Source organism: Nocardiopsis sp. NPDC006938, assembly GCF_042869555.1.
Lineage (GTDB): Bacteria > Actinomycetota > Actinomycetes > Streptosporangiales > Streptosporangiaceae > Nocardiopsis.
The window spans coordinates 111,417-130,632 of sequence record NZ_JBIAGA010000006.1; the positions used below are offsets into that span (position 1 = coordinate 111,417).

Annotated in this window: 20 protein-coding genes and 1 pseudogene; 8 read left to right on the forward strand and 13 right to left on the reverse strand. The window is 70.0% G+C overall.

Translation table 11 applies throughout. The annotated features are described in order from the left end of the window. Positions 1–32: 32 nt before the first annotated feature. The 4 genes from ACFYL4_RS11770 to rarD all read right to left on the reverse strand — a co-directional run bounded on the left by ACFYL4_RS11770 (position 33) and on the right by rarD (position 4,625). The gene (locus ACFYL4_RS11770; protein WP_357763697.1) at positions 33–1,055 is read right to left on the reverse strand and encodes a hypothetical protein; all 1,023 of its coding nucleotides are present in this window, start codon (positions 1,053–1,055) and stop codon (positions 33–35) included. Between the two features lie 132 nt (positions 1,056–1,187). Continuing rightward, complete coding sequence (locus tag ACFYL4_RS11775; protein ID WP_387518260.1) at positions 1,188–2,504, reverse strand: hypothetical protein; 1,317 nt, start codon at positions 2,502–2,504, stop codon at positions 1,188–1,190. Between the two features lie 200 nt (positions 2,505–2,704). Next, positions 2,705–3,574: a hypothetical protein gene (locus ACFYL4_RS11780; RefSeq protein ID WP_357763702.1), complete on the reverse strand. Its 870-nt coding sequence runs from the start codon at positions 3,572–3,574 to the stop codon at positions 2,705–2,707. 124 nt (positions 3,575–3,698) lie between these two features. Then, a complete protein-coding gene (rarD, locus tag ACFYL4_RS11785; RefSeq protein WP_357763705.1) occupies positions 3,699–4,625 on the reverse strand; it encodes an EamA family transporter RarD in 927 nt (308 codons plus the stop codon). Positions 4,626–4,737: 112 nt separating this feature from the next. Between rarD and msrA the strand changes: the two genes are divergently transcribed. The 5 genes from msrA to hppD all read left to right on the forward strand — a co-directional run bounded on the left by msrA (position 4,738) and on the right by hppD (position 9,591). Next, positions 4,738–5,427 carry a peptide-methionine (S)-S-oxide reductase MsrA gene (gene msrA, locus ACFYL4_RS11790; protein WP_387518261.1) on the forward strand — a complete coding sequence of 230 codons (690 nt, stop codon included), beginning with the start codon at positions 4,738–4,740 and terminating at the stop codon, positions 5,425–5,427. Between the two features lie 461 nt (positions 5,428–5,888). Further along, positions 5,889–6,347, forward strand: coding sequence for a prevent-host-death protein (locus ACFYL4_RS11795; protein ID WP_357763710.1), 459 nt, complete (start codon positions 5,889–5,891; stop codon positions 6,345–6,347). Positions 6,348–6,349: 2 nt separating this feature from the next. Continuing rightward, positions 6,350–6,700, forward strand: coding sequence for a hypothetical protein (locus tag ACFYL4_RS11800; RefSeq protein WP_387518262.1), 351 nt, complete (start codon positions 6,350–6,352; stop codon positions 6,698–6,700). A gap of 495 nt (positions 6,701–7,195) precedes the next feature. Then, positions 7,196–8,299 (forward strand): acyltransferase, encoded by a 1,104-nt coding sequence (locus tag ACFYL4_RS11805; protein ID WP_387518263.1) that lies wholly within the window; start codon positions 7,196–7,198, stop codon positions 8,297–8,299. A gap of 242 nt (positions 8,300–8,541) precedes the next feature. Continuing rightward, a complete protein-coding gene (gene hppD, locus ACFYL4_RS11810) occupies positions 8,542–9,591 on the forward strand; it encodes a 4-hydroxyphenylpyruvate dioxygenase (RefSeq protein ID WP_387518264.1) in 1,050 nt (349 codons plus the stop codon). A gap of 58 nt (positions 9,592–9,649) precedes the next feature. On the opposite strand, the gene ACFYL4_RS11815 is transcribed toward hppD, so the two are convergent. The 5 genes from ACFYL4_RS11815 to ACFYL4_RS11835 all read right to left on the reverse strand — a co-directional run bounded on the left by ACFYL4_RS11815 (position 9,650) and on the right by ACFYL4_RS11835 (position 12,468). Further along, positions 9,650–9,976, reverse strand: coding sequence for a hypothetical protein (locus ACFYL4_RS11815; RefSeq protein ID WP_387518265.1), 327 nt, complete (start codon positions 9,974–9,976; stop codon positions 9,650–9,652). Positions 9,977–10,179: 203 nt separating this feature from the next. Beyond that, positions 10,180–10,731 carry an ATP-binding protein gene (locus ACFYL4_RS11820; RefSeq protein WP_387518266.1) on the reverse strand — a complete coding sequence of 184 codons (552 nt, stop codon included), beginning with the start codon at positions 10,729–10,731 and terminating at the stop codon, positions 10,180–10,182. Positions 10,732–10,886: 155 nt separating this feature from the next. Beyond that, entirely contained in the window at positions 10,887–11,390 is a 504-nt protein-coding gene (locus tag ACFYL4_RS11825) for a hypothetical protein (protein ID WP_357769487.1), read from the reverse strand. Beyond that, positions 11,390–12,223, reverse strand: a complete 834-nt coding sequence (locus tag ACFYL4_RS11830) for an ATP-binding protein (RefSeq protein WP_357769485.1) — start codon at positions 12,221–12,223, stop codon at positions 11,390–11,392. Before ACFYL4_RS11830 ends, ACFYL4_RS11825 begins: the two co-directional genes overlap by 1 nt. Further along, a complete protein-coding gene (locus ACFYL4_RS11835) occupies positions 12,220–12,468 on the reverse strand; it encodes a hypothetical protein (RefSeq protein WP_357769483.1) in 249 nt (82 codons plus the stop codon). The genes ACFYL4_RS11830 and ACFYL4_RS11835 overlap by 4 nt, the downstream gene beginning before the upstream one ends. Before the next feature lie 190 nt (positions 12,469–12,658). Between ACFYL4_RS11835 and ACFYL4_RS11840 the strand changes: the two genes are divergently transcribed. The 3 genes from ACFYL4_RS11840 (at position 12,659) to ACFYL4_RS11850 (ending at position 14,105) form a co-directional block, all read left to right on the forward strand. Continuing rightward, positions 12,659–13,498, forward strand: coding sequence for a helix-turn-helix transcriptional regulator (locus ACFYL4_RS11840; RefSeq protein WP_357769481.1), 840 nt, complete (start codon positions 12,659–12,661; stop codon positions 13,496–13,498). A gap of 9 nt (positions 13,499–13,507) precedes the next feature. Then, positions 13,508–13,699, forward strand: coding sequence for a DUF397 domain-containing protein (locus tag ACFYL4_RS11845; protein WP_357769490.1), 192 nt, complete (start codon positions 13,508–13,510; stop codon positions 13,697–13,699). Between the two features lie 211 nt (positions 13,700–13,910). Next, positions 13,911–14,105 (forward strand): DUF397 domain-containing protein, encoded by a 195-nt coding sequence (locus tag ACFYL4_RS11850; RefSeq protein ID WP_357769480.1) that lies wholly within the window; start codon positions 13,911–13,913, stop codon positions 14,103–14,105. A 202-nt stretch (positions 14,106–14,307) separates the two neighbouring features. On the opposite strand, the pseudogene ACFYL4_RS11855 reads toward ACFYL4_RS11850, so the two are convergent. From ACFYL4_RS11855 to ACFYL4_RS11870, 4 genes and pseudogenes are all read right to left on the reverse strand, one after another. Further along, positions 14,308–15,312, reverse strand: a pseudogene (locus ACFYL4_RS11855) (IS30 family transposase); the annotation flags it as partial. A 482-nt stretch (positions 15,313–15,794) separates the two neighbouring features. Further along, complete coding sequence (locus ACFYL4_RS11860) at positions 15,795–17,342, reverse strand: tripartite tricarboxylate transporter permease (RefSeq protein ID WP_357769479.1); 1,548 nt, start codon at positions 17,340–17,342, stop codon at positions 15,795–15,797. Further along, the gene (locus tag ACFYL4_RS11865) at positions 17,342–18,124 is read right to left on the reverse strand and encodes a tripartite tricarboxylate transporter TctB family protein (RefSeq protein WP_387518267.1); all 783 of its coding nucleotides are present in this window, start codon (positions 18,122–18,124) and stop codon (positions 17,342–17,344) included. The genes ACFYL4_RS11860 and ACFYL4_RS11865 overlap by 1 nt, the downstream gene beginning before the upstream one ends. Beyond that, positions 18,121–19,113, reverse strand: coding sequence for a tripartite tricarboxylate transporter substrate-binding protein (locus ACFYL4_RS11870; protein ID WP_357769477.1), 993 nt, complete (start codon positions 19,111–19,113; stop codon positions 18,121–18,123). Before ACFYL4_RS11870 ends, ACFYL4_RS11865 begins: the two co-directional genes overlap by 4 nt. Between the last annotated feature and the right edge of the window lie 103 nt (positions 19,114–19,216).

The following is a 19,216-nucleotide window of genomic DNA, read 5'->3' on the forward strand; positions in this document are numbered from 1 at the left end:
CGCGGCGCGCCCGGCGGCCCCCGGCGCGGCCCTCAGACCACGGGCAGCGGGACGCCCAGCCGCTTCCTGGCGCGCGCGTACGCGACGGCGGGGTGGGGGTCCAGGTACCCCCACAGGTTGCCCTGGCCCACCGGGACCGCGCTCCCGGCCCGTTCGAGCGCGGCGGCGGCCCGCTCGTCCTCGAAACACACCGACAGCGCGGAACCGAACGCGTGGGCGTCCCTGGCCACCAGCGGGTAGTCGGGGTCGCCCTCCAACCAGCGGTCGGCCGCCGCGACGATCTCCTCGGTCACGGCGGTCTCCGTGTAGTGGATCGTGAGCAGGTCGCGCGTCTGGCCGATCGTCTCGGCCTCCTGCTCCCTGATCCAGTACATGACCTTCTCGTAGTGCGCCTGGACGATCAGAACCAGCGAACGGTCGCCGGAGGGGGCCCGGCGCACCCGCTCGCGGGCGAAGGCGAACATCTGCTCCTCGGACCCCGACCACTTACGGCACAGCACCTGGAGCCGCGACTCCAGGGAGGCGTGGTGGTGCGGGTCCAGTTCGACGATCCGCTCCCACATCTGGTCCAGCTCCTCCCTCGGCATGCCGATCCCCAGCCCGAACCACTGGAGCTGGTCCAGGGCGGTCGGGGTGAGGCTCGTCTGGGCCGCGTACATGAGCGGCTCGAAGGCGGGAGCCAGGGTCTCGTGGAAGGTCGCGAAGCGCTCACGGCCGACGTCCTTGGCCCAACGGCCCGAACGCGCCTTCCAGGCGGCCCTGACGCGTGTGGCGCCGGCCCACATGAGCAGGTCGGGTTCGGGGTCGGGCTGGTCCATCCCCGCCTCCAGGGCGTCCAACAGCCCGGTGCCCTCCTTGGCGAGCACCTCCAGGCGCGAGGAGCGCAGCTGGGGGTCGTCGACGTCCAGGAGCGCCAGACCCGCGGCCAGGTCGCCGTCGAGGACGCCGGGGAGCGCATCGGTGAGTTCGGGGTCGTGCCAGGCGTCGCCGAGGGTCAGGCCGTGTCGGCGGATGAGCCGGTCGTCGCCCCGGCCGAAGAGCTTGCTGAGAACCATGACCTGATTCTTGTGCGTGGAGAGGGGGAGGAACCCGACTTATGGGATCGAAACGGCAACGGTTCGAGGGGGCCGGACACGACGGCGGCGCCGCCCCGGTGCGTGGGACGGCGCCGCGAGAAGGGTACGGGGTCAGCGCACGAGCGGGAGCGCCTCGGAACCCGGCAGGTCCGTGAAGGTGGGGTGCTGCACCATGCCCTCGGGGGTCTCGGCCTCGGCGGTACCGCCGTCGATCGAGACGAGGTCGCTCGTGTCCAGGTCGCCGAGCAGGTCGGTGCCCCGGCTCAGGCCGTTGACCAGGTCCTCGGCGGTGGTGGTGTCGATGCCCTCGGCGACCCGCGGCATCTGCGCGTCGGCCAGCGGGCCCTGGAGGGAGACCGGCTCGGCCGAACCCAGGTCGGCGGAGCCGAGGTCGGACACCCCGGTCAGCAGGGCGTCGGTCAGGTCCGTGACGCGCGGGGTCTCGAACTCGGGGGCCGCCACGCCCGGGGTCTGGGCCGCCAGGGTGCCGGGGGAGCTCTGCGGAACCGTGGTGAGGTCACGGCCCTCCCAGGCGCGGTTGCCCACCATGCCCAGGACCTCCTCCTCGCCCAGGCTCACGTAGTTGTCGGCGGTCAGCTCGGTGGACTCGACCACGTCCTGGAGCGCCTTGGGGGTCTCCAGGCCGAAGGCGGCCGCCAGGTCCCACATGTTGGGAGCGGTGAGGTCGGTGCCCTCCGCCGGGACGGCGGCGCTGGTGTGCACCGGCGTGGGGCGGGGCTCGGACAGCGCGCCGACCGGGTTGAGGTCGTCCAGCACCAGCGAGTTGTCGCCGGTGAGGTCGGTGACGCCGCCGAGCCCGGTGACCTGCTCCAGGGTGGGGGCCTCGCTCAGCTCGGGCAGCCGGCGGTCCTGGAGGTCGGGCAGCCGGGTGGTGTCCAGCTCGGGCAGCACCAGCATCTCGTCGCGCAGGTCGGCGGCGGCCTGGACCGTGTGCGGCAGCACCTCGGAGGCGGTCGACTCGGCGGAGGTCCCCGCCTCGCGGGCGGTGCCCTCCACAGCGGCCCCGGCGTCCTGGGCGGCGCTCTCCAGGCCGCGCCCCACCGTGTGGCCGACCGTGTCGTGCGGGTTCCCGTCCAGACCCGTGGCGTCCTGGGCCTGCGTCACGGCCTCCGACAGGGGGGACTGGGGCAGCACGGCGCCCAGGTCCGGGGCGGGCTTCTCGGCGTTCGCGGTCTCCTGGAGCTCGCTCAGGGCGCGGTCGGCGATCGGGGTGACGCCCTCGGGGGCCAGCTTGTGCATCGTGGGGGCCACGCCCTCCACGAGCGCGCGCTCGACGGTGGGCGCGATCTCGTGCATCGGGGTGGCCAGCGTCTCGGCCCCGGCGACACCGGCACCGAGGGCCACGAAGCCCGCGGTGCCCGTGGCGAGGAGGACGGCTCGGGCGGAGAAGCGCTTGGTCTGCGTCATGGTTTTCCTTCCCTGGTGAAGCTCTGGATGAACGGGACGACCGCGACGCCGTGGACGGCGGTCGTGCGGAGCCGGGGCGGACCACCGGCTGACGTGAATCACGTGAACGAGGGCACGGGACTCAGGTCAGCTCCCAGGGAGAACGTGCTGGGAACGGTCCGGGGGGCGCGCACTCGGCGCGCCCGGGGCGGGACCGTTCGCTAGTCCGGCGAGACCGTGGGGTCGTCGGCCGGGTCGGCGGGCACGGTGTGCAGCCGGTGCGCGGCCAGGAGCACGGCGTCGGCGGCGGGCGCGGGCAGCGGCGCGGCCGAGAGGTACCCGGCGACGGAGGGCACGGGGGCCGGTCCGTTGGAGGTGGGCGCGGGCGAACCGGTCGCGGGCTGCACGCGCTGGTGTTCCGGGAAACGGTCGGCGTCGTCCGGCTCGGCTCCGCCGTGCCCCTCGCCCGCGCCCGGGGTGGCCTGCTGGACGGCGGCCGGGGCGAACAGGAGGGCGTCCGGCTGCGCGGGACGCTCGGGGTCGGCGGCGGCCCGGTCCTCCTCGGAGCCCCGGTCCTCACCGGTCTCCTCGGGGGCGTCGGCGTCGGTGACGGCGGTGCGGGGCGCCCGGTCCTCGGAGACGGGCAGCGCGCGGACCAGTCCGCCGTCCACCGTCTCCTCGCGGGTGCGGTCGATCTCCGCCACGAACCCGCGCACCTCGGCCACGGCGGGCTCGGGCAGGGCCACGGCCGCCTCCGCGGCCTCGGTGGTGCGCCGCTCCAGTCGCTGGTGCACGGTGCCGAGGGTGGCGGTCACCGGCTCGGTGACCTCCCCGGGCACGACCGTGTCGAGCGAGGGCGCCCGGTCCAGCCCGAGCGCCTCGCCGGTGGCGGAGGCGGCCTCGGAGACGGGTGTGCCCAGGGGGCCGGAGCCCGGCGCGGAGGTGTCGGCCTGGGCCGGTGCGGCGCACAGCAGCCACAGCACGGCCAGGAAGGCGCACAACAGGAGCGGGAGGCCGATCGCGGAGGGCACCGCCGCGCACGCGGCCGGCGCGGCACGAAGCGTGCCGGTACGGCTGGTGCGAGGAATCAAGGGGACCCTCCGGGACGTGTGGCCAGGTCGGGGCGGGACGGAGCCCGACACCCACGACTCGACGTTAGCACAATGTCACCGAGGGTAGTTTCGCATGGCCGAAACCGGGAACGCCCGGTTCCGGTCAGGGTCTGGGGTCGGCCGGGGCCGCCGCCTCGCGGGCCCGGGCCGACCGCGCGAGCGAACTGCGGACCTGGTCGAACGCGAACACGCACACCGCCAGCCAGACGAACACGAAGCCGATCCAGCGGCTCGGCGGCATCTCCTCGCCCTGCACCAACCACCCGATCACGAACATCATGGTCGGCGCGATGAACTGGAGCATGCCGATCACGCTCAGCGGCACCCTGCGGGCGGCCATCCCGAAGAGCAGCAGCGGCAGCGCGGTCACGAACCCGCCGCCCACCATCAGCGCGGCGTGTCCGGGCGAGACCGACAGGAAGGTGCCCGAACCCGAGGCCTCCAGATACACCACGAACCCGAGCGCGGGCAGGAACATCACGAGCGTCTCGACGGTCAGGCTCTGCATGCCGTCCAGGCTCACGTACTTCTTCACCGCGCCGTAGGCCGCGAACGAGGTGGCCATCAGCAGCGAGAGCCAGGGGGCGGACCCGTAGGCGACGGTCATCACGGCGACCGCCACCACGCCCAGACCCACCGCGACCCACTGGGCGGCGCGCAGGCGCTCGGCGAAGAACACCACGCCGAGGCAGACCGTCATCAGCGGGTTGATGAAGTAGGCCAGCGAGGCCTGGAGGGTCTGCTCGGTGGAGACCGAGTAGATGAACCCCCACCAGTTCAACGAGATGAGCACCGCGGCCGCGCCGACCGGCAGGAGCGTCCGGGGATCGCGCAGCACCCGGGGCAGCCAGGACCACCCCCGGCGGGCCAGCAGCAGGAACACGCACATCGCGAGGAGCGCCCACACCATGCGGTGGGCCAGTACCTCGTTGGGTTCGGAGGGGTGGAGAAAGGGCCAGTAGAGGGCGCCGAAGCCCCACATGAGGAAGGCGGTCGCCCCGAGGGCGACACCGCGGTTGGTGTCCGACACATCCGTAATCGTAGGACGAATTCTCCCGCCTGTCTCCTGTCCGTCCCAGCCTGTGGACAACCGCCGCCCGCGCACCCGGGGGCGCTCTGGACAGGCCGGATAGCCTGGAGGCATGTTCGGCAGAAAGACGACCATGGTCGACCCCACCCAGGCCCTTCCCGGCCGGGACACCCCGATGCCGGTGCCCTTCGGCCACACCGTGCTGGGTACCCGGCTGACCCCGCCCTACCCGGAGGGCAGCGAGGTCGCCGACGTGGCGATGGGCTGCTTCTGGGGCGCGGAGCGCACCTTCTGGCGGCTGGGCGCCGAGCGCGGGATCATCACCACCGCCGTGGGGTACGCGGGCGGCTACACGCCCAACCCCACCTACGAGGAGGTGTGCTCCGGCCTGACCGGCCACACCGAGGTGGTCCGCGTGGTCTTCGACCCGTCGCGCATCACCTACACGGAGCTCCTCAAGGTGTTCTGGGAGGGCCACGACCCCACCCAGGGCCTGCGCCAGGGCAACGACGTGGGCAGCCAGTACCGGTCGGCGCTCTACTACCACTCCGACGCCCAGCGCGCGGCGGCCGAGGCCACCCGCGACGCCTTCCAGCCGGTCCTGACCCGGTCCGGGTTCGGCCCGATCACCACCGAGATCGCCCCGCTGCGGGCCTTCTACTTCGCCGAGGACTACCACCAGCAGTACCTCTCCGACGCGAAGAACCCCAACGGCTACTGCGGCATCGGCGGAACCGGTGCCAGCTGTCCGATCGGTGTCGTGACCTCGGACGACGCGGACTCTGGGCGCGCGGCCGAGTAGTACGGCGGAGTACGTGCGCGTACGCCCGCGAACGCTGGAATGATGACTGGGCCATCTGGCACAGGCACTCAGCCCCCGGAACCGGGCAGCGCAGTAGGGGCCGCCGAAGCTGTCACAGGTGACCGCAGCTGCTTGTTGGGCGTGGGGTTTCTTGGACGCGGTTGGGTGGGTTGTGCCTCCCGGCCAGGCTGCTTTCCTTGGTTCGGTGCTGGGTGGGCCTGTTTCTCCCGGGCTGTCTCGTCGGGTGTGATGGAGGCTCTGGCATGTGCCGAGATTGGTGGAGCCGTCTTTCTGGAATCTCCGGCCACCGTGCTCGGTTTCTTGTTCTCGACTCTGTGAATGTCAGTCAGCCGGTCGCTGAGCGTCGGCGTTGCCGGGCGTTGAACCTGTCCACCTACTCTGCCTCTGTAGATGGTCCTCGGCCGCTGGACTTCCGAACAGGTTCCGAATACGATGGTTTCATGACCATCGCAACGGACCTCCCGGCCGCGACCCGGCGTTCCTCGGACCTGAGCAAGCACTCAGCCGAGGTCTTTGCCGAGGCTGAGGACCACCCTGTGACGGTGACCCGGCGTGACGGCGAGGCGCTGGTGCTCATGTCGCAGCGCGAGGCCGAAGGTCGCTCCCGCTTGCTGAATTTTGCCGCGCAGCTCATCACCGTCGCCCTCGACGAGAACGGCTCACTGGCCGAGCGTATGACCAAGGCCTTCCCTTGGATGCTCGCGCTGTCGCCGACGGATCGGGTGACCTGCGCGCAGGACCTCGTGGACTCCGCACGCGCCTCGTTCTCCACCAACCAACCGCACCTCGCGCTTGCGGAACTGACGTCCTGGAAAGAGACAGCCGCCGCTATCGCGGCTGGGCTTGGTAACGCCGACCTCGAATGGCTTGACGACGACGAGACCGTGGAGCGTCCCTAGCTGTGGCGGCTGCCAAGAAGGGGGAGCTGGTCCCCCGCCCTCCGAAGAGGACCGAATACGAGATTCGCTTCGCGACCGCAGACGCGCGCAAGGGATGGCGGGACCTCGTCGCGACGATCCGCAACTCCATGACGGAGACCTGGGACTTCCTCACGAGGACGCCCCTATCCACTACACCGACGAACTACCGCCTCCGCGGCGAGCTCGGCACGATTCGGCGCGGAGGAGCCACCCACGAGCGCTGGCAGCACAAGCCGACGGCGAAGGGCACCGCCCGAATCTGGTATTACGTCCACGAGCGCACGGTCTTCGTTGAGCAGGTTCACACGAGCCACCCGAACGAGACGAAGTGACTGGAAGGCGACGATGCCCACGAGGACGAACGAGAGCCTGTCGACCGCCTTCTCCTTCGCGAGTCGCGGCCCTCGCCTCTTGGGCGGTGACCGCGCCTCCGTGGGAATCGGAGGCGTCAGGCATCTCCGGGGCCCTGTGGAGGAAGTAGGGGCACGCGTCCCCGGTGAGGTGTTGCCCGTGCTCCTCCCAGGCCTGGAAGGTTCCACTGGACTTCCCCCCGAAGCCCCGATCTCCTCCGTTCCGGAGTTCGGAAGCACCGCGAGCGCGATGAAGTAGAGAGAACGGATCGGCTGAGGGTGCGGGCCCGTCCGCAGACGCCACTGCCGGGGCGGCTACCCCTGGCCGCAGGCACTCGGGGCACTCCGGTGCCCGGTTTCGATTGATTTTCTCCGTGCGGCGCGGTGCGGCCCTGACCACGGGGAAGGCTCGCCCGCTCACCGATGGTCACCGGTTCCGGACTTGCGTTATAGGTAACGAACAGATATCGGTGGTGTGTGCGAGTCGATGAAGCCCCCCACAGCGCCGTAGCCCCGCCCGCCGAGGGACCCGCCGTCCCGACGGTCTCCCCGACCGCCTGGATGGGGTTCGCCCGTGTGGCCGCGATGGCGGCCGTCGTCCTGGTGCACGCCTATTCGCCGTTCGTCAGCACGACCTACACCGACCTGGGCGGCCCCACCTGGTGGACAGCGCACGTGGTGGACGCCGCGCTGCGCTGGTGCGTGCCCGTGTTCATCATGATCAGCGGTGCCCTCCTGCTGCGCCCCAAGGAGGAGGACGTCCGGGGTTTCTACCGCAAGAGGTGGGCCCGGATCGGGGTCCCCCTGCTCGTGTGGACCCTCGCCTACCTGCTGTGGCAGTTCTGGCGCGACGGCACCGGCTTCCCCGACTCGCTGGCCCAGGCGGCCTCCGGGTCGCCCTCGATCCACCTGTACTTCCTGTACGTCATCGCCGGGCTGTACGTGTTCACGCCGTTCCTGCGCACGGTGGTGGCGCACACCTCGCGCACGGGCCTGTGGTGGTTCGCGGGAGCGGCGCTGTCGCTGGGGATGCTCGACCAGGTCTCCGCCCTGGTCGACGGGGTCGGCGGGGTCACCGCCGCGACCCGGTTCCTGCCGTTCCTGGGCTACTACCTGCTCGGCTGGCTGCTCGTGGACCGGGGCCCTCGCCCCCGCGACGCGTTCCACGGGTCGGTGGCCTTCGTCCTGGGCACGACCGGCACCGTCCTGGGAGCTGGGGGGATCGCCACGGCGGCGGGCGAGTGGGGCACCGGAGCGGAGTACGTCTACGACTTCCTGTCCCCGACCATGATCGTCGCCTCGGTGGGCGCCTTCCTGCTGCTGCGGGCCTGGGGTACCTGTCTGGCCGGACTGGGCGCGCGGAGCCGGGTGAACCGGACGATCGCCGTGCTGTCCGGGCTGAGCTTCGGGGTCTACCTCGTGCACGTCATGGTGCTGTACACGCTGCGGGACCTCGGGGGGACCCCCGACGGGCTGGCGGGCCTGACCGCAGCGGCCGGGTACGCGGCGGCGACCACCGTGGTGAGCCTCCTGTTGGTGGCCGCCGCCCAACGCGTGCCCCTGCTGCGCGCCACCGTCTGACCCGGCGCGGTCCGTCTCGGGGCCGGGGCGGCGACCGGGCCACCGGGACGCCCGGCTCAGGAAGAAAATGCGTAACCCCTGCCGCCCCGCTGGTCACAGCCTCGCGCGGATGACCTGGGAGCCGTCGCCCGGGGTGGTTCGGCGTGCGCCGACCGCTCCTTGGCGGGGCGTGCGCCCCTGCATAGCCTCGGGACTCCGTGGCGCGCCCGCGCGCGGACCACCGACCTCCAGGGGGAGAGCCCATGACGGCCCTGCACGGTTTGACGGTCGACCACCTCAGATTCCACACGGCGGACGCCGAGAAGGCGGCCCTGCGCATGCGCGACGGGTACGGGATGGGGACCCTCGCCGAAGGCGTCCGGAACGGTGCGGAGACGGCCACCATGGTGGGCGCCGGCGGCATCCGGATGGTGTTCGTCCAAGCCCTGACCGACGACCACCCGGCCGCCGGTTACGTCCGCGCGCACGGGGACGGAGTCGCGGACATTGCCCTCACGGCGGCCGACGCCCGGGCCGCCCACGACCTCGCGGTGTCCAGGGGTGCGGGGTCGGTCGCAGCGCCCGTCGAGCGGGACGGCGTGGTCACCGCCACCGTCACCGGGTTCGGGGACGTCACCCACACGTTCGTCCAGCGCCCCGCGGGCACCGACGTACGCCGCCTTCCGGGGTTGTCCCCGGTGGACGGGTTCGGGGACGGCGCCGACCTCGGGCTGCTCGCCGTCGACCACCTGGCGGTCTGTCTGGAACCGGGGCGGCTCGATCCCACGGTCGCGTACTACCGGGACGTCCTGGGATTCGAGCTGATCTTCGAGGAGCGCGTCGTCGTCGGCACCCAGGCGATGGTCTCGCGTATCGTGCGCTCCGCCGGGGGAGACGCCACCCTCACCCTCATCGAACCCGACCAGGACCTCGATCCCGGCCACATCGACGACTTCGTGCGCGACCACGGCGGACCCGGTGTCCAGCACATCGCGCTGAGCACCGCCGACGCGGTCGGCACGGTCGGGCTGCTGCGGGGGCGCGGGGTGGAGTTCCTGCCCACTCCCGACGCCTACTACCGGCTGTTGGGTGAGCGCCTGGAGCTGCGCAGGCACTCCGTGGAGGAGCTGCGTGAGCTGGGTGTTCTGGTCGATGAGGACCACGACGGCCAGCTCTTCCAGATCTTCGCCCGCTCCACCCACCCGAGGAACACGGTGTTCTTCGAGGTGATCGAGCGCCTGGGCGCCACCACCTTCGGCAGCGGCAACATCCGCGCCCTGTACGAAGCGGTGGAGCACGGACGCGAGGACTGACGGCCCCCGGGGCCCGGACACGAGGGGATCTCATGCCGGGCCCCGTTCCCCTGTGGGGTTAGTTGAGGATGCCGATGTGGTGGTTCAGGGCTGCCGGGGCCACGGTGTCCAGGACGTGTAGCCCGTGGAGCAGTGACGCTCCCAGGGCGGTGGCGGGCCACCTCCACCAGGAGCGGGGTGCCCGGTGACGGCCCCGGGGGAGGGTGGGCTTCGGCTTCGTCTGGGCGGCGGCCGCTTCCCGGGCCTTCTGTTCGCGGTGTTGGCGTGCCACCTTGACCCAGTGCGGGACGGGTCCGTGTTGGAGCATGTACGCGACCCTGGGGTTGCCGTCCATCTGGCGGAGCAGCCGTTCCCGCCTGGCCTGATGAGTCTCCTCCCAGGGCATCTCCGACTGCGGCGATCCCAGCCGAGACGCTTCCGCCTGGGCCGGAACGCTCCACAAGGAGGGTTCCTGAGAAGACGCGTTCTGGGAGGGAACGATCCGAGGGACGGACGTGCGCCGCGGGCGTTCTCCGGAGCGCGGGAACCGGCGGCCTCGGGGCGCGGTCAAGACCGAGCGCACCCCATCGCTGAGCTGAGTGCTACCGGTCACCGGACGCCCCCATTGGCCAAGGCCGGAAGGGTGAACTCGGCCCAGATGACCGTGCCCAGCCCCTCGCAGAAGGGGAAGTCCAGCACCGGACGGAACCCCCAGCGGGAGGCGAGGTGGCCGACCATCAGCAGGCCTCGGCCGCGTTCGGCCTCCTCCCAGTCCTTGCGGGTGCGCCTGCGCGGGACCCTCGGGAGAGAGTCCACGGTGGTGTCCGTCCTTGCACCGTCGTCGATGATCGACACCCTCACCAGGCCCGGGACCGGTGCTTCCAGGGTGCGGACGACCCTGCCGTCGGGGTCGTGTCCGGAGCGGGAGTGGTCGCAGGCGTTGGCGAACATCTCGCTGGCGCACAACACCATCTCCTCCCGAGCCTCCTCCGGGAGAGCGACCAGGCGGTTGAGGTCGGTGCACATGTCGGTCCGGACCTGGCTGATCAGAGCGAGCTGTCCGGGGTAGACCCGGCACTCCCACCGGAAGCCGGGTTCGGGCGGGGCGATCGTCGGGTCGAGAGCGTGCGTGGGCGGGTGCGTGTGCGGCACAATGGCCATGTCGGCAATCTCTTCTCTTCAACGGAGCGTGGGTTGTCGGCCTGCTCTGGGGGTGTTCGCGCACCCGCCAGAGCTTTTTCATGAACGCCTTCGGACTCCGGAGTGCTCAGACACCGGGGTCCTCAGGCGCTGGAGTGTTGAGGTCCCTGGAGCTCTCAGGCGGCGTCTGGGGGTTCCGGGTCGTTCTTGCGGTCGTTGCGGAAGCGGCGGGAGAGCTTGCGGAAGAGCTCGGTGCGGGTGGGTGCGGTGACCCTCTCGAATGGGTCCCCTTGGCCCGTCCAGCCGAGGGGTCGGCGGCCTACGTAGACCTCGTTGGGGGTGGTGCCTTCCACGGTGGTGATCCAGTCGGTGTGGAAGAGGTGGGTCAGTTCCTGCTCCAACAGCGGCAACGTCCGAAAGGTGCTGGTGTTGTTGAGGGGCCTGACCATCCGTCCCGGGGAGGTCGGGGCGGGGTAGTCGTGGATGGCCTGCTCGATCATCTCCACCGCGAGCGCGGTGTTGCCCGGTTCTCGGGCGATCCGCAACGCCTCCCGCACGCGCGGGAGCCGGTGGCGCAGGGTGTAGTTGAACCACTGATCCGACTGCGCCCGGGTCAGGTGTGGGGGCGCGGTGATGGCGTCCTCAGCGGTCGCCAGGAGGTCCTGGGTGTTGATGTCCATCAGCACTCCACCTCATTCGTGTCCGTGATCCCAGCGTTCTGAAGCCCCTCAGAGTTCTCGGGACTCTTGGGGTTCTCTGAGGTCCCGGGGCCCTGAGCGTTCTCGGGCCCCTCAGACGTCCCGAAGATCTCGGGGTTCTCGGAGCTCGCAGGGTTCCCGGGCCCTTCCGGACTCCCCGCGCTCGCGGTGTTCCCAGTGCTCCCGGTGGTCCCGGCGCAGCGACGACACCCAGAGCTTTCGGGGGTCTCGGGGTTCTTGGGGGTTGTGGTGTTCCCGGCGTCGATCAGGGACCACGGGTTGTTGGTGAGGTCGTAGGCGAGGAAGAACCACACCTGGCGGAACTTCGGGTCCCCGTTGTCCCCCCACCGGTCCGCCAAAGTGTCGATCAGCGCCAACCCCCGCCCCGTCGCGGTTCCCGCTTCGATGTCAGCGAACGTGGCGGCGGTGAAGGTGCCCTTGTCCTGGGGCAGGCGGCTGCCCTGGTCCCGGCAGGTCAGCGTCATCCCCTTCGCGCCCCGGTCGATGGTGAGCGTGTAGGTACTGCCCCGCTCACTCGACCGGCTGTGCTTGATGGCGTTGTTCGCCAGCTCGCTGCCCAGGAGGGTGAACAGGAACTGGTACTCCTCACACCGCTCGGCCGCGCTGGTGTCCAGGAACGCGCGAACCAACGGCATGAGTCCGGGGAGTCCGGCGAAGGAGTACTGGCGCTTGCGGTAGGGGGGTCCGACGGTGCGGGAGAAGTAGTGCGAGTGGAACGGCTTGATGAAGCTCGCCACCGGAGCCACCACTTCGCGGTGGGCGAGTTCGGGGGAGAACGGCGGCGCGGGCCTCACGAGGTCACCACCAAACGCCGCAACCCGGCGAGCACGGCCCGCAGGACTTCCGCCGGGACCGCGTCGATGGGCCTGCGGGGCGAGGGGATGACCGGGCTCCAGGAGCGGGACGGGTGGTGGCGGCGGGGGTTCGCGGCGAAGGGGCGCACACGGGCCGCCTGCCTCGGGCGAGGGCGACGTATCGCCTCGGACGCGAGGTAGCGGGTACACGCCAGCTCGCAGAGTTTCAGGTAACGGGGCGCCATCAGCGCACACCTCCGGTACGGACAGTGCCGGGCGGGAGACCCAACAGGGATTTCGAGTTAGCATCATCATGGAACCTGAATTTCCGATTTTCAAGGCCATGCTGAAATCCCGTCCGGGAAATCCATGAATGTCCAGTTCGGCGGACCGAAGGATCTAGGATTTGGTGTGCGACCAGCGACCGGGAGAGCGATGACGCAGCGATACAGCCCCACCGTCCGCCGCCGACGCCTGTCTGATGAGCTCCGACGACGTCGTGATGCCGCGCGGATGACCCTCGATGAAGCAGCACCAGCTGCCGAAATGTCGCGCACCACCATCAGCAACATCGAGTCCGGGGTGAAGAAACGCCCCCAGGTACATGAAGTGCGGGCTCTGCTCGATGCCTACCGGGTGACTGACGAGCGGGAACGTGAGGAGATTCTGAATCTGGTCCGCCAGTCACGCGAGAGCGGGTGGTGGACACGCTACAGAGATGTCCTGTCTGGCAAGTTCATCGGCTTCGAAGCCGAAGCGAGCGTGATCAGCACCTGGGAGCCCCTCGTGATCCCGGGTCTTCTCCAGGTTCCGGAGTACTCGCGAGTACTGGCCAAGGCCGCGAAGGTTGGCGATGAGCACAGTGTTCAGCGTGCGGTCGACGCTCGGATCGAAAGACAGAGAATCCTCAATACAGACCCTCCTGAACTGTGGGCCGTGTTCTCCGAAGGGGCGCTGAACGCTCTGTCAGCTGACCACCCCGATACGCTCAAGCGGCAGGTGGAGTACTTGCTGGAGGTCGCATCGTTGGCGACGACCACCATCCAGATGACCCCTGCGTACCGTCTGAGCCCAGGGCTTGGCGGCCCGTTCGTGATCATGGACTTCCCTGAGGCAGTTGACCCGTCGATCGTCTTCCTGGAGACGGATACCGACGGGCTGTACTTGGAGGAACCAGATGAGGTAGCGCGGTACCGCAACGTCTTCGGCCATCTGCGGATCGCGGCGCTCACACCAGATGAGACCGTGAAACGCCTGACAGAAATGATCACCTAGGAACCGATGATGAACTCAACCATCCCGAACGACCTGTTCCGCAAGTCCTCCTACAGCCAGCCTCAGGGACAGAACTGCATCGAGGTCGCTGACCTCCCCGGAGTGTCCGCTGTACGAGACACCCAAAACCGCGAGCTCGGCCACCTCCTGTTCAGCGCGACTGAGTGGCAGGCAGCGCTGAGCACCGTCACTCGCTCATAGCAAGCAGAGGGGTCCAGTGAGTGCACCTGGGCCCCTCCACATCTCGACATCCGAGGGGCGCCGCTCACCTCTGCTATGCGTATGTTGATCAGGCTCCACGGTTCGCAACTGGAACGGGATTCGAGTCGTCTTCCTCTGCACACAGGGCGTAGAAGCGGGCAGAACTGAGCATGAGCCAGTCAGCACCCCCACCCCAACGGAGGTCCCTCTCATGCGCCCCCACACCCACGAACTCACCTTCCGCAAGAGCAGCTACAGCGGCGGTAACGGCAACTGTGTCGAAGTTGCCGACCTCCCCGGTGAGCACCTGGTCCGTGACACCCAGAACCGTGACCACGGCACCCTGGGGTTCGCCGGGCCCGAGTGGGCCGCCGCCCTTGGCGCCATCCGCACCGACCAGGTGTAGACCCCCGGCGCCCGACAGGCCCAGACCGCATCCGGTCTGGGCCCGCTGGGTGCCAGGGGCCGGGGCCTCTTCCTCCGCGCACGGGACAGAACATGCGTCGGTCCCTCAGAGGAGACTTCACGTACCGGAACGTGCGGACACGGGAGCGGCCCCCGACCCGCGCGGTGGTGGATTCAACGGGTCCTCGCAACACCTCGTTGATTGAGACGAGTGTAGGCAGACGCTCGGCTGGAGTTTCCCAGCCGAGCGTCTTGCGTGGCCGACCGTTCAGCTCCTGAGCCACATGCTCCAGATCCAACCGGCCATGCACTGACAGATCCGTGCCCTTGGGAAAGTACTGCCGCAGCAGCCCGTTCGTGTTCTCGTTCGACCCCCTCTGCCATGGCGAGGCCGGATCGCAGAAGAACACCGGCACCCCCGTAGCCACGGAGAACTTCTTGTGGCCAGCCATCTCGCTGCCCTGGTCCCAGGTCAATGACCCACGCAGATGCTCGGGCAGCGCGGTGATCAGTCCGCTCAGAACCCCTCCGACCGCCTCGGCGGTGTGCTCGCCGGGCAGGTGGCCGAGCATCACGTACCGGGTGGAGCGCTCGACCAGGGTGATGATCGCGGACTTGTTGTGCGCCCCCGTGATCAAATCCCCCTCCCAGTGCCCGGGAAAGGCACGGTCCTCGACCTCGGCGGGACGCTCGCTGATCATCACCATCGGGTCGGTGAACCGGCTCTGCCTGTGCTCGGGGGAGCGGCGGGACTTGCGTCGGATGCGGCCGGTGCGCAAAGCGGCGGCGACCTCGCGCTTGAGCCCGCCACGGGCCTGGACATAGAGCGCTTGGTAGATGGTCTCGTGGCTCACACGCATCTCCTGGTCCTCGGGGTGGTCCTGGCCGAGCCGGTTGCTGATCTGCTGTGGTGACCATCGCTTTCGCAACCCCTGGGCGACGTAGTCGCGCAAAGGGCCGGGGCAGGCGAGTTTGGTGGGTTTGGGACGCGCCCGCCGGGCGACCGTTCGGCGCTGGGCCGTATAAGCGCCGTAGGAGCCATCGGTGTCGCGGTGATGGTCCAGCTCACGCTTGATCGTGGACGCGGGTCGCCCCAGGTCGCGGCCGATCGCTCGCAGGCTCCACCCCGCCCGGTCAAGGTCCGCGATCCTCTCGCGCTCGGGCAGGGCCAAAAAGCGCGGATGCACCTGTTTTTCGAGTGCGTCCATCACCGGTTGCGGGGTGGTCATGGACTCCATGATGGTCTGCCCGGTGGAGTAGTTCACCCGGCGGCCATCAGCGTAGATCCTTGAGTTGCCGGACTTGCGTACCCCGCGGTCCCAGTCTTTGGCGGTGCGCTCGTTGATCCCGGCCCTGCGGGCGGCCTCTCGGCGAGGCACAGCGCTTTTACGCAGGCGGTGATACTCGCCTCGTGCTGGGTGGGGGCGTTGTCGTCGCTGGGAGCGCAGTCCTGCTTTGCGTGCCCACCCGAACGCGGTGTGGGGGTTGATGCCAAGGGAGCGGGCTGCGTCGGTGACGTTGCCGACCTCGGTCATCAGTTCCAGGAACCGTGTTCGCTGACGGTCCCGTTCTTCCTTCGAAAACGACACGGTGGCCGCAACCTCCTGAAAGTCAGGGTGTTGCGACCACCGCTAGAACCCACCGGTGCCGGGGGCCGCTGGGAGACGGGAGGGTCAGGCCCGCGGGGTGGTCAGACGCGCTCGGCGGTCCGCGCGGACTCGCTCCGGCGCGCCGCCGCGCGGCGGCGCGCCATGGAGATCAGCGGAATCATGGCCGCGACCAGCACCAGGACGTACAGGGTGATCGAGATGCCGCTGCCCACCAGGATCGACGGGTCGCCGGAGGAGGCGGCCAGCGCACGGCGGAACTCGGTCTCGGCGATCGGTCCGAGCACCACACCGATCAGGGCGGGGGCGACGGGGACCCCGAAGGTCCGCATCCCCAGCCCCAGCAGGGCGATCGCCAGCAGCATCACCAGGTGCGTGACGGAGGTGTTGATGGCGTACACCGCCAGGACCGAGAACAGCGTGATGCCCGCGTACAGGTACGGCTTGGGCAGCTTCAGCAGTTTGGCCCACAGCGGTGCGAACGGCAGGTTGATCACCAGCAGCAGCACGCTGCCGACCAGGAGGGACGCCAGCAGGGTCCAGACCAGGTCGGCGTTGCGCTCGAAGAGCACCGGCCCCGGCTGGAGTCCGTACTGCTGGAACGCGGCCAGCATGATCGCCGCCGTCGCCGACGTCGGAAGGCCCAGGCCCAGCAGGGGGACCATCGTGCCCGCCGCGCTGGAGTTGTTGGCCGACTCCGGTCCGGCGACACCCTCGATGGCGCCCTGGCCGAACTCGCTCTTCTCCCCGGTCCGGCGTTCGCGGCGCTCGGCGAGCTTGCGCTCCAGCCCCAGGGACAGGAAGGTCGGGATCTCGGCACCGCTGCCGGGGATCGGACCGAAGGCGCTGCCCAGCGCGGTGCCGCGCAGCCACGGCTTCCAGGAGCGGCGCAGGTCCCTGCGGCCCAGCCACGGTCGGCCGGTGCGGATCGCCGCGAAGTTGGGCGCCGACTTTCCTCGGGCCGCGATGTAGAGCACCTCACCGAGGGCGAGCAGACCCACGGTGACGATGACGATGTCGATCCCGTCCAGCAGGCTGGAGGAGCCGAAGTCGAACCGGGCGGCCCCGCTCTGGCCGTCGATCCCGACGAACCCGATGGCCAGGCCGATGAGCAGTGACGCGATGCCGCGCACCACGGAGCCGGACACGACCGCGGCCACGGCCACGAACGAGAACACGGTCAGGGCGAAGTACTCACCGGGGCCGAAGTTGAGCGCGAACGCCACCATGACGGGTGCGAACAGCGCCACGACCAGCGTGCCGATGATGCTCGCCACGAACGAGCCGATCACGGCCGTGCCCAACGCCTGCGCGGCCCTGCCCTTGAGAGCCATCTTGTGGCCCTCGTAGGTGGTGGCGATCGACGACGCCTGACCGGGAGTGTTGAGCAGGATCGAGGTGGTGGCGCCGCCGAACATGCCGCCGTAGTACACACCGGCGAACAGGATGAACGCGCTGGTGGGGTCGAGGCGGAAGGTGACGGGCAGCAGCAGGGCCACCGCCATGGCCGAGCCCATGCCCGGCAGGACGCCCACGGCGGTGCCGAGCAGCACGCCGAGGAAGGCCCACATGAGGTTCTGGGGGGTCAGCGCGGCGGCCAACCCGTCCGCGAGGTTGATCAGTGTGTCCATCAGAGCACCATCTCCAGGAAGCCGCCCGGCAGGCTGAGGCCGAGGCCGAGCGAGAAACCGACCTGGACCGCCGCGGACATCGACAGCGCCACGATCGCGTCACGCAGGTGGGCGCGGGCGCCGAAGGCGTAGGCCACGATCCAGAACAGCAGGGCGCCCGCGAGCAGCCAGCCGAGGAACTCCAGCAGCGCGATGTGCACCACCAGCCCGGCCAGGACCAGCAGGACGGGGCGGCCCTCGAACCAGCCGAGGGCGGGGGCGGCGTCGCCCGTGTCGCGGTTGCGGAGGTTGACCACGGCCATGCACACGGCGGTGACCAGCAGCAGCACGCCCACGGTGCCGGGGAAGGCCCCGGGCCCGGGGCGGGTGGCGTTGGGCGGCGCCTCGATGGTGAGGCCGCCCCAGAGGGCGACGGCGCCCAGCACCGCGACCAGCGCGGGGATGATCCACGCGCTGGGGCCGCGCCAGACGGTGGTCTCGGGGTCGAGCGCCTCAGCCTGGGAGGGCTGGGCGTCGTCGCCCTCCTCGGCGGGGCTTGGGTCCTCGGCCCCGGCGGGCCGCTCGGTCGCCGCACGGGTTCCGGTGGCCTCGGTGGTCCCGGTGGCCCCGGTGGTCCCGGAAACCTCGGTGGTCCCGGAGGCCTCAGCGGTCCCACCGGTCTTGGTGGCCACCGCCGTCTCCGCGTCCCCGGAAGTCGCGGCCGCACCTGTGGCCTCGGCGGCACTCCCGGTCACGGGGTTCTTCTCCGACCCGGCGGTCGCGCGGGTCTCGTCGGGCGTCACAGTCCCAGCTCCTTCACGGTCTCCTGGGTCAGGGCGACCTCCTCGGCGAGGAACTCCTCGAACTCGGCGCGCCCCTGGTAGGTGTCGGTCCACCGGTTGCGTTCCAAGGTGTCCGCCCACGACTCGGTGGCCAGCAGTTCGCCCACCAGCGCCTCCAGCTCGTCGGCCTCCTCATCGGACAGGCCGGGAGGGGCGATCACCCCGCGCCAGTTCGACATCTCCAGGTCGTAGCCGAGCTCGACCATGGTCGGGATGTCCACGCCGTCCAGGCGCTCGGGGGAGGACACGGCGAGCGCACGCAGCGGGCCGTCGTCCTCGATCTGGTCGCTGAAGTCGCCCAGCGTGCCGAACCCGACCGCCGACGTTCCGGACAGCAGCGAGGTCAGGGTCTCGCCGCCACCGGAGTAGGGGAGGTAGTTGATCTCCCCGGGCGAGATGCCCATCGACTGGGCGACCTGTGCGGCGAAGATCTGGTCGACGCCGCCCATGGAGCCGCCCGCCACGGGCAGGGTCCCGGACTTCTCGTTCCAGTCCTCGGCGAGGTCGTCGATGGTCTCGTAGGGCGAGTCCTTCGGGACGACGATCGCGAGGTACTCCGACGCCAGCTGGGCGATGGGGGTGGCGTCCTCCATCGTGTAGAGCGACCCGGTGGTCTCCACCGCGCCCACCATGCCCAGGCCGGTCATGGTCAGCACGTTGTCCTGGCCGTCGCGGCCCACGGTCTGGGCCAGCCCGATGGTGCCGCCCGCGCCCTCCGCGTTGCGGACCTCCACGTTGAAGCGCAGGTCCTCCTCGCGCAGGCCGTTCTGCATCTCGCGGGCCAGGGTGTCCCAACCGCCGCCGGGTCCGGCCGGTGCGATGAGCAGGACCTTCTCCTGGGCCCCGTCACCGGACGCGGCGCTCTGACGTACGTCGTACAGTGCCGTACCGACGAGGAGCAGGGCGCAGAGCCCTCCCGCCACGCGGAGCGGCACGCCACGATCGCGCATCGTCCTCTCCTTCCTGAGTGTCCGTGCACGTCTCCCGGTGCGCGGACGCAGGGGAGATCCAGACCACAGTGTGACGGCGGGCACGCCACTGTGAGGTCTTTGT

Excerpts from the sequence above, each read along its gene's own strand:
- ACFYL4_RS11820 (WP_387518266.1), bottom strand. The coding sequence starts at position 10,731 with ATGGCCATTGTGCCGCACACGCACCCGCCCACGCACGCTCTCGACCCG.
- ACFYL4_RS11840 (WP_357769481.1), top strand. The coding sequence starts at position 12,659 with ATGACGCAGCGATACAGCCCCACCGTCCGCCGCCGACGCCTGTCTGAT.
- ACFYL4_RS11835 (WP_357769483.1), bottom strand. The coding sequence starts at position 12,468 with ATGGCGCCCCGTTACCTGAAACTCTGCGAGCTGGCGTGTACCCGCTAC.
- ACFYL4_RS11845 (WP_357769490.1), top strand. The coding sequence starts at position 13,508 with ATGAACTCAACCATCCCGAACGACCTGTTCCGCAAGTCCTCCTACAGC.
- msrA (WP_387518261.1), top strand. The coding sequence starts at position 4,738 with ATGTTCGGCAGAAAGACGACCATGGTCGACCCCACCCAGGCCCTTCCC.
- ACFYL4_RS11775 (WP_387518260.1), bottom strand. The coding sequence starts at position 2,504 with ATGACGCAGACCAAGCGCTTCTCCGCCCGAGCCGTCCTCCTCGCCACG.
- hppD (WP_387518264.1), top strand. The coding sequence starts at position 8,542 with ATGACGGCCCTGCACGGTTTGACGGTCGACCACCTCAGATTCCACACG.
- ACFYL4_RS11815 (WP_387518265.1), bottom strand. The coding sequence starts at position 9,976 with ATGCCCTGGGAGGAGACTCATCAGGCCAGGCGGGAACGGCTGCTCCGC.
- ACFYL4_RS11825 (WP_357769487.1), bottom strand. The coding sequence starts at position 11,390 with ATGGACATCAACACCCAGGACCTCCTGGCGACCGCTGAGGACGCCATC.
- ACFYL4_RS11770 (WP_357763697.1), bottom strand. The coding sequence starts at position 1,055 with ATGGTTCTCAGCAAGCTCTTCGGCCGGGGCGACGACCGGCTCATCCGC.
- ACFYL4_RS11850 (WP_357769480.1), top strand. The coding sequence starts at position 13,911 with ATGCGCCCCCACACCCACGAACTCACCTTCCGCAAGAGCAGCTACAGC.
- ACFYL4_RS11795 (WP_357763710.1), top strand. The coding sequence starts at position 5,889 with ATGACCATCGCAACGGACCTCCCGGCCGCGACCCGGCGTTCCTCGGAC.
- ACFYL4_RS11860 (WP_357769479.1), bottom strand. The coding sequence starts at position 17,342 with ATGGACACACTGATCAACCTCGCGGACGGGTTGGCCGCCGCGCTGACC.
- ACFYL4_RS11870 (WP_357769477.1), bottom strand. The coding sequence starts at position 19,113 with ATGCGCGATCGTGGCGTGCCGCTCCGCGTGGCGGGAGGGCTCTGCGCC.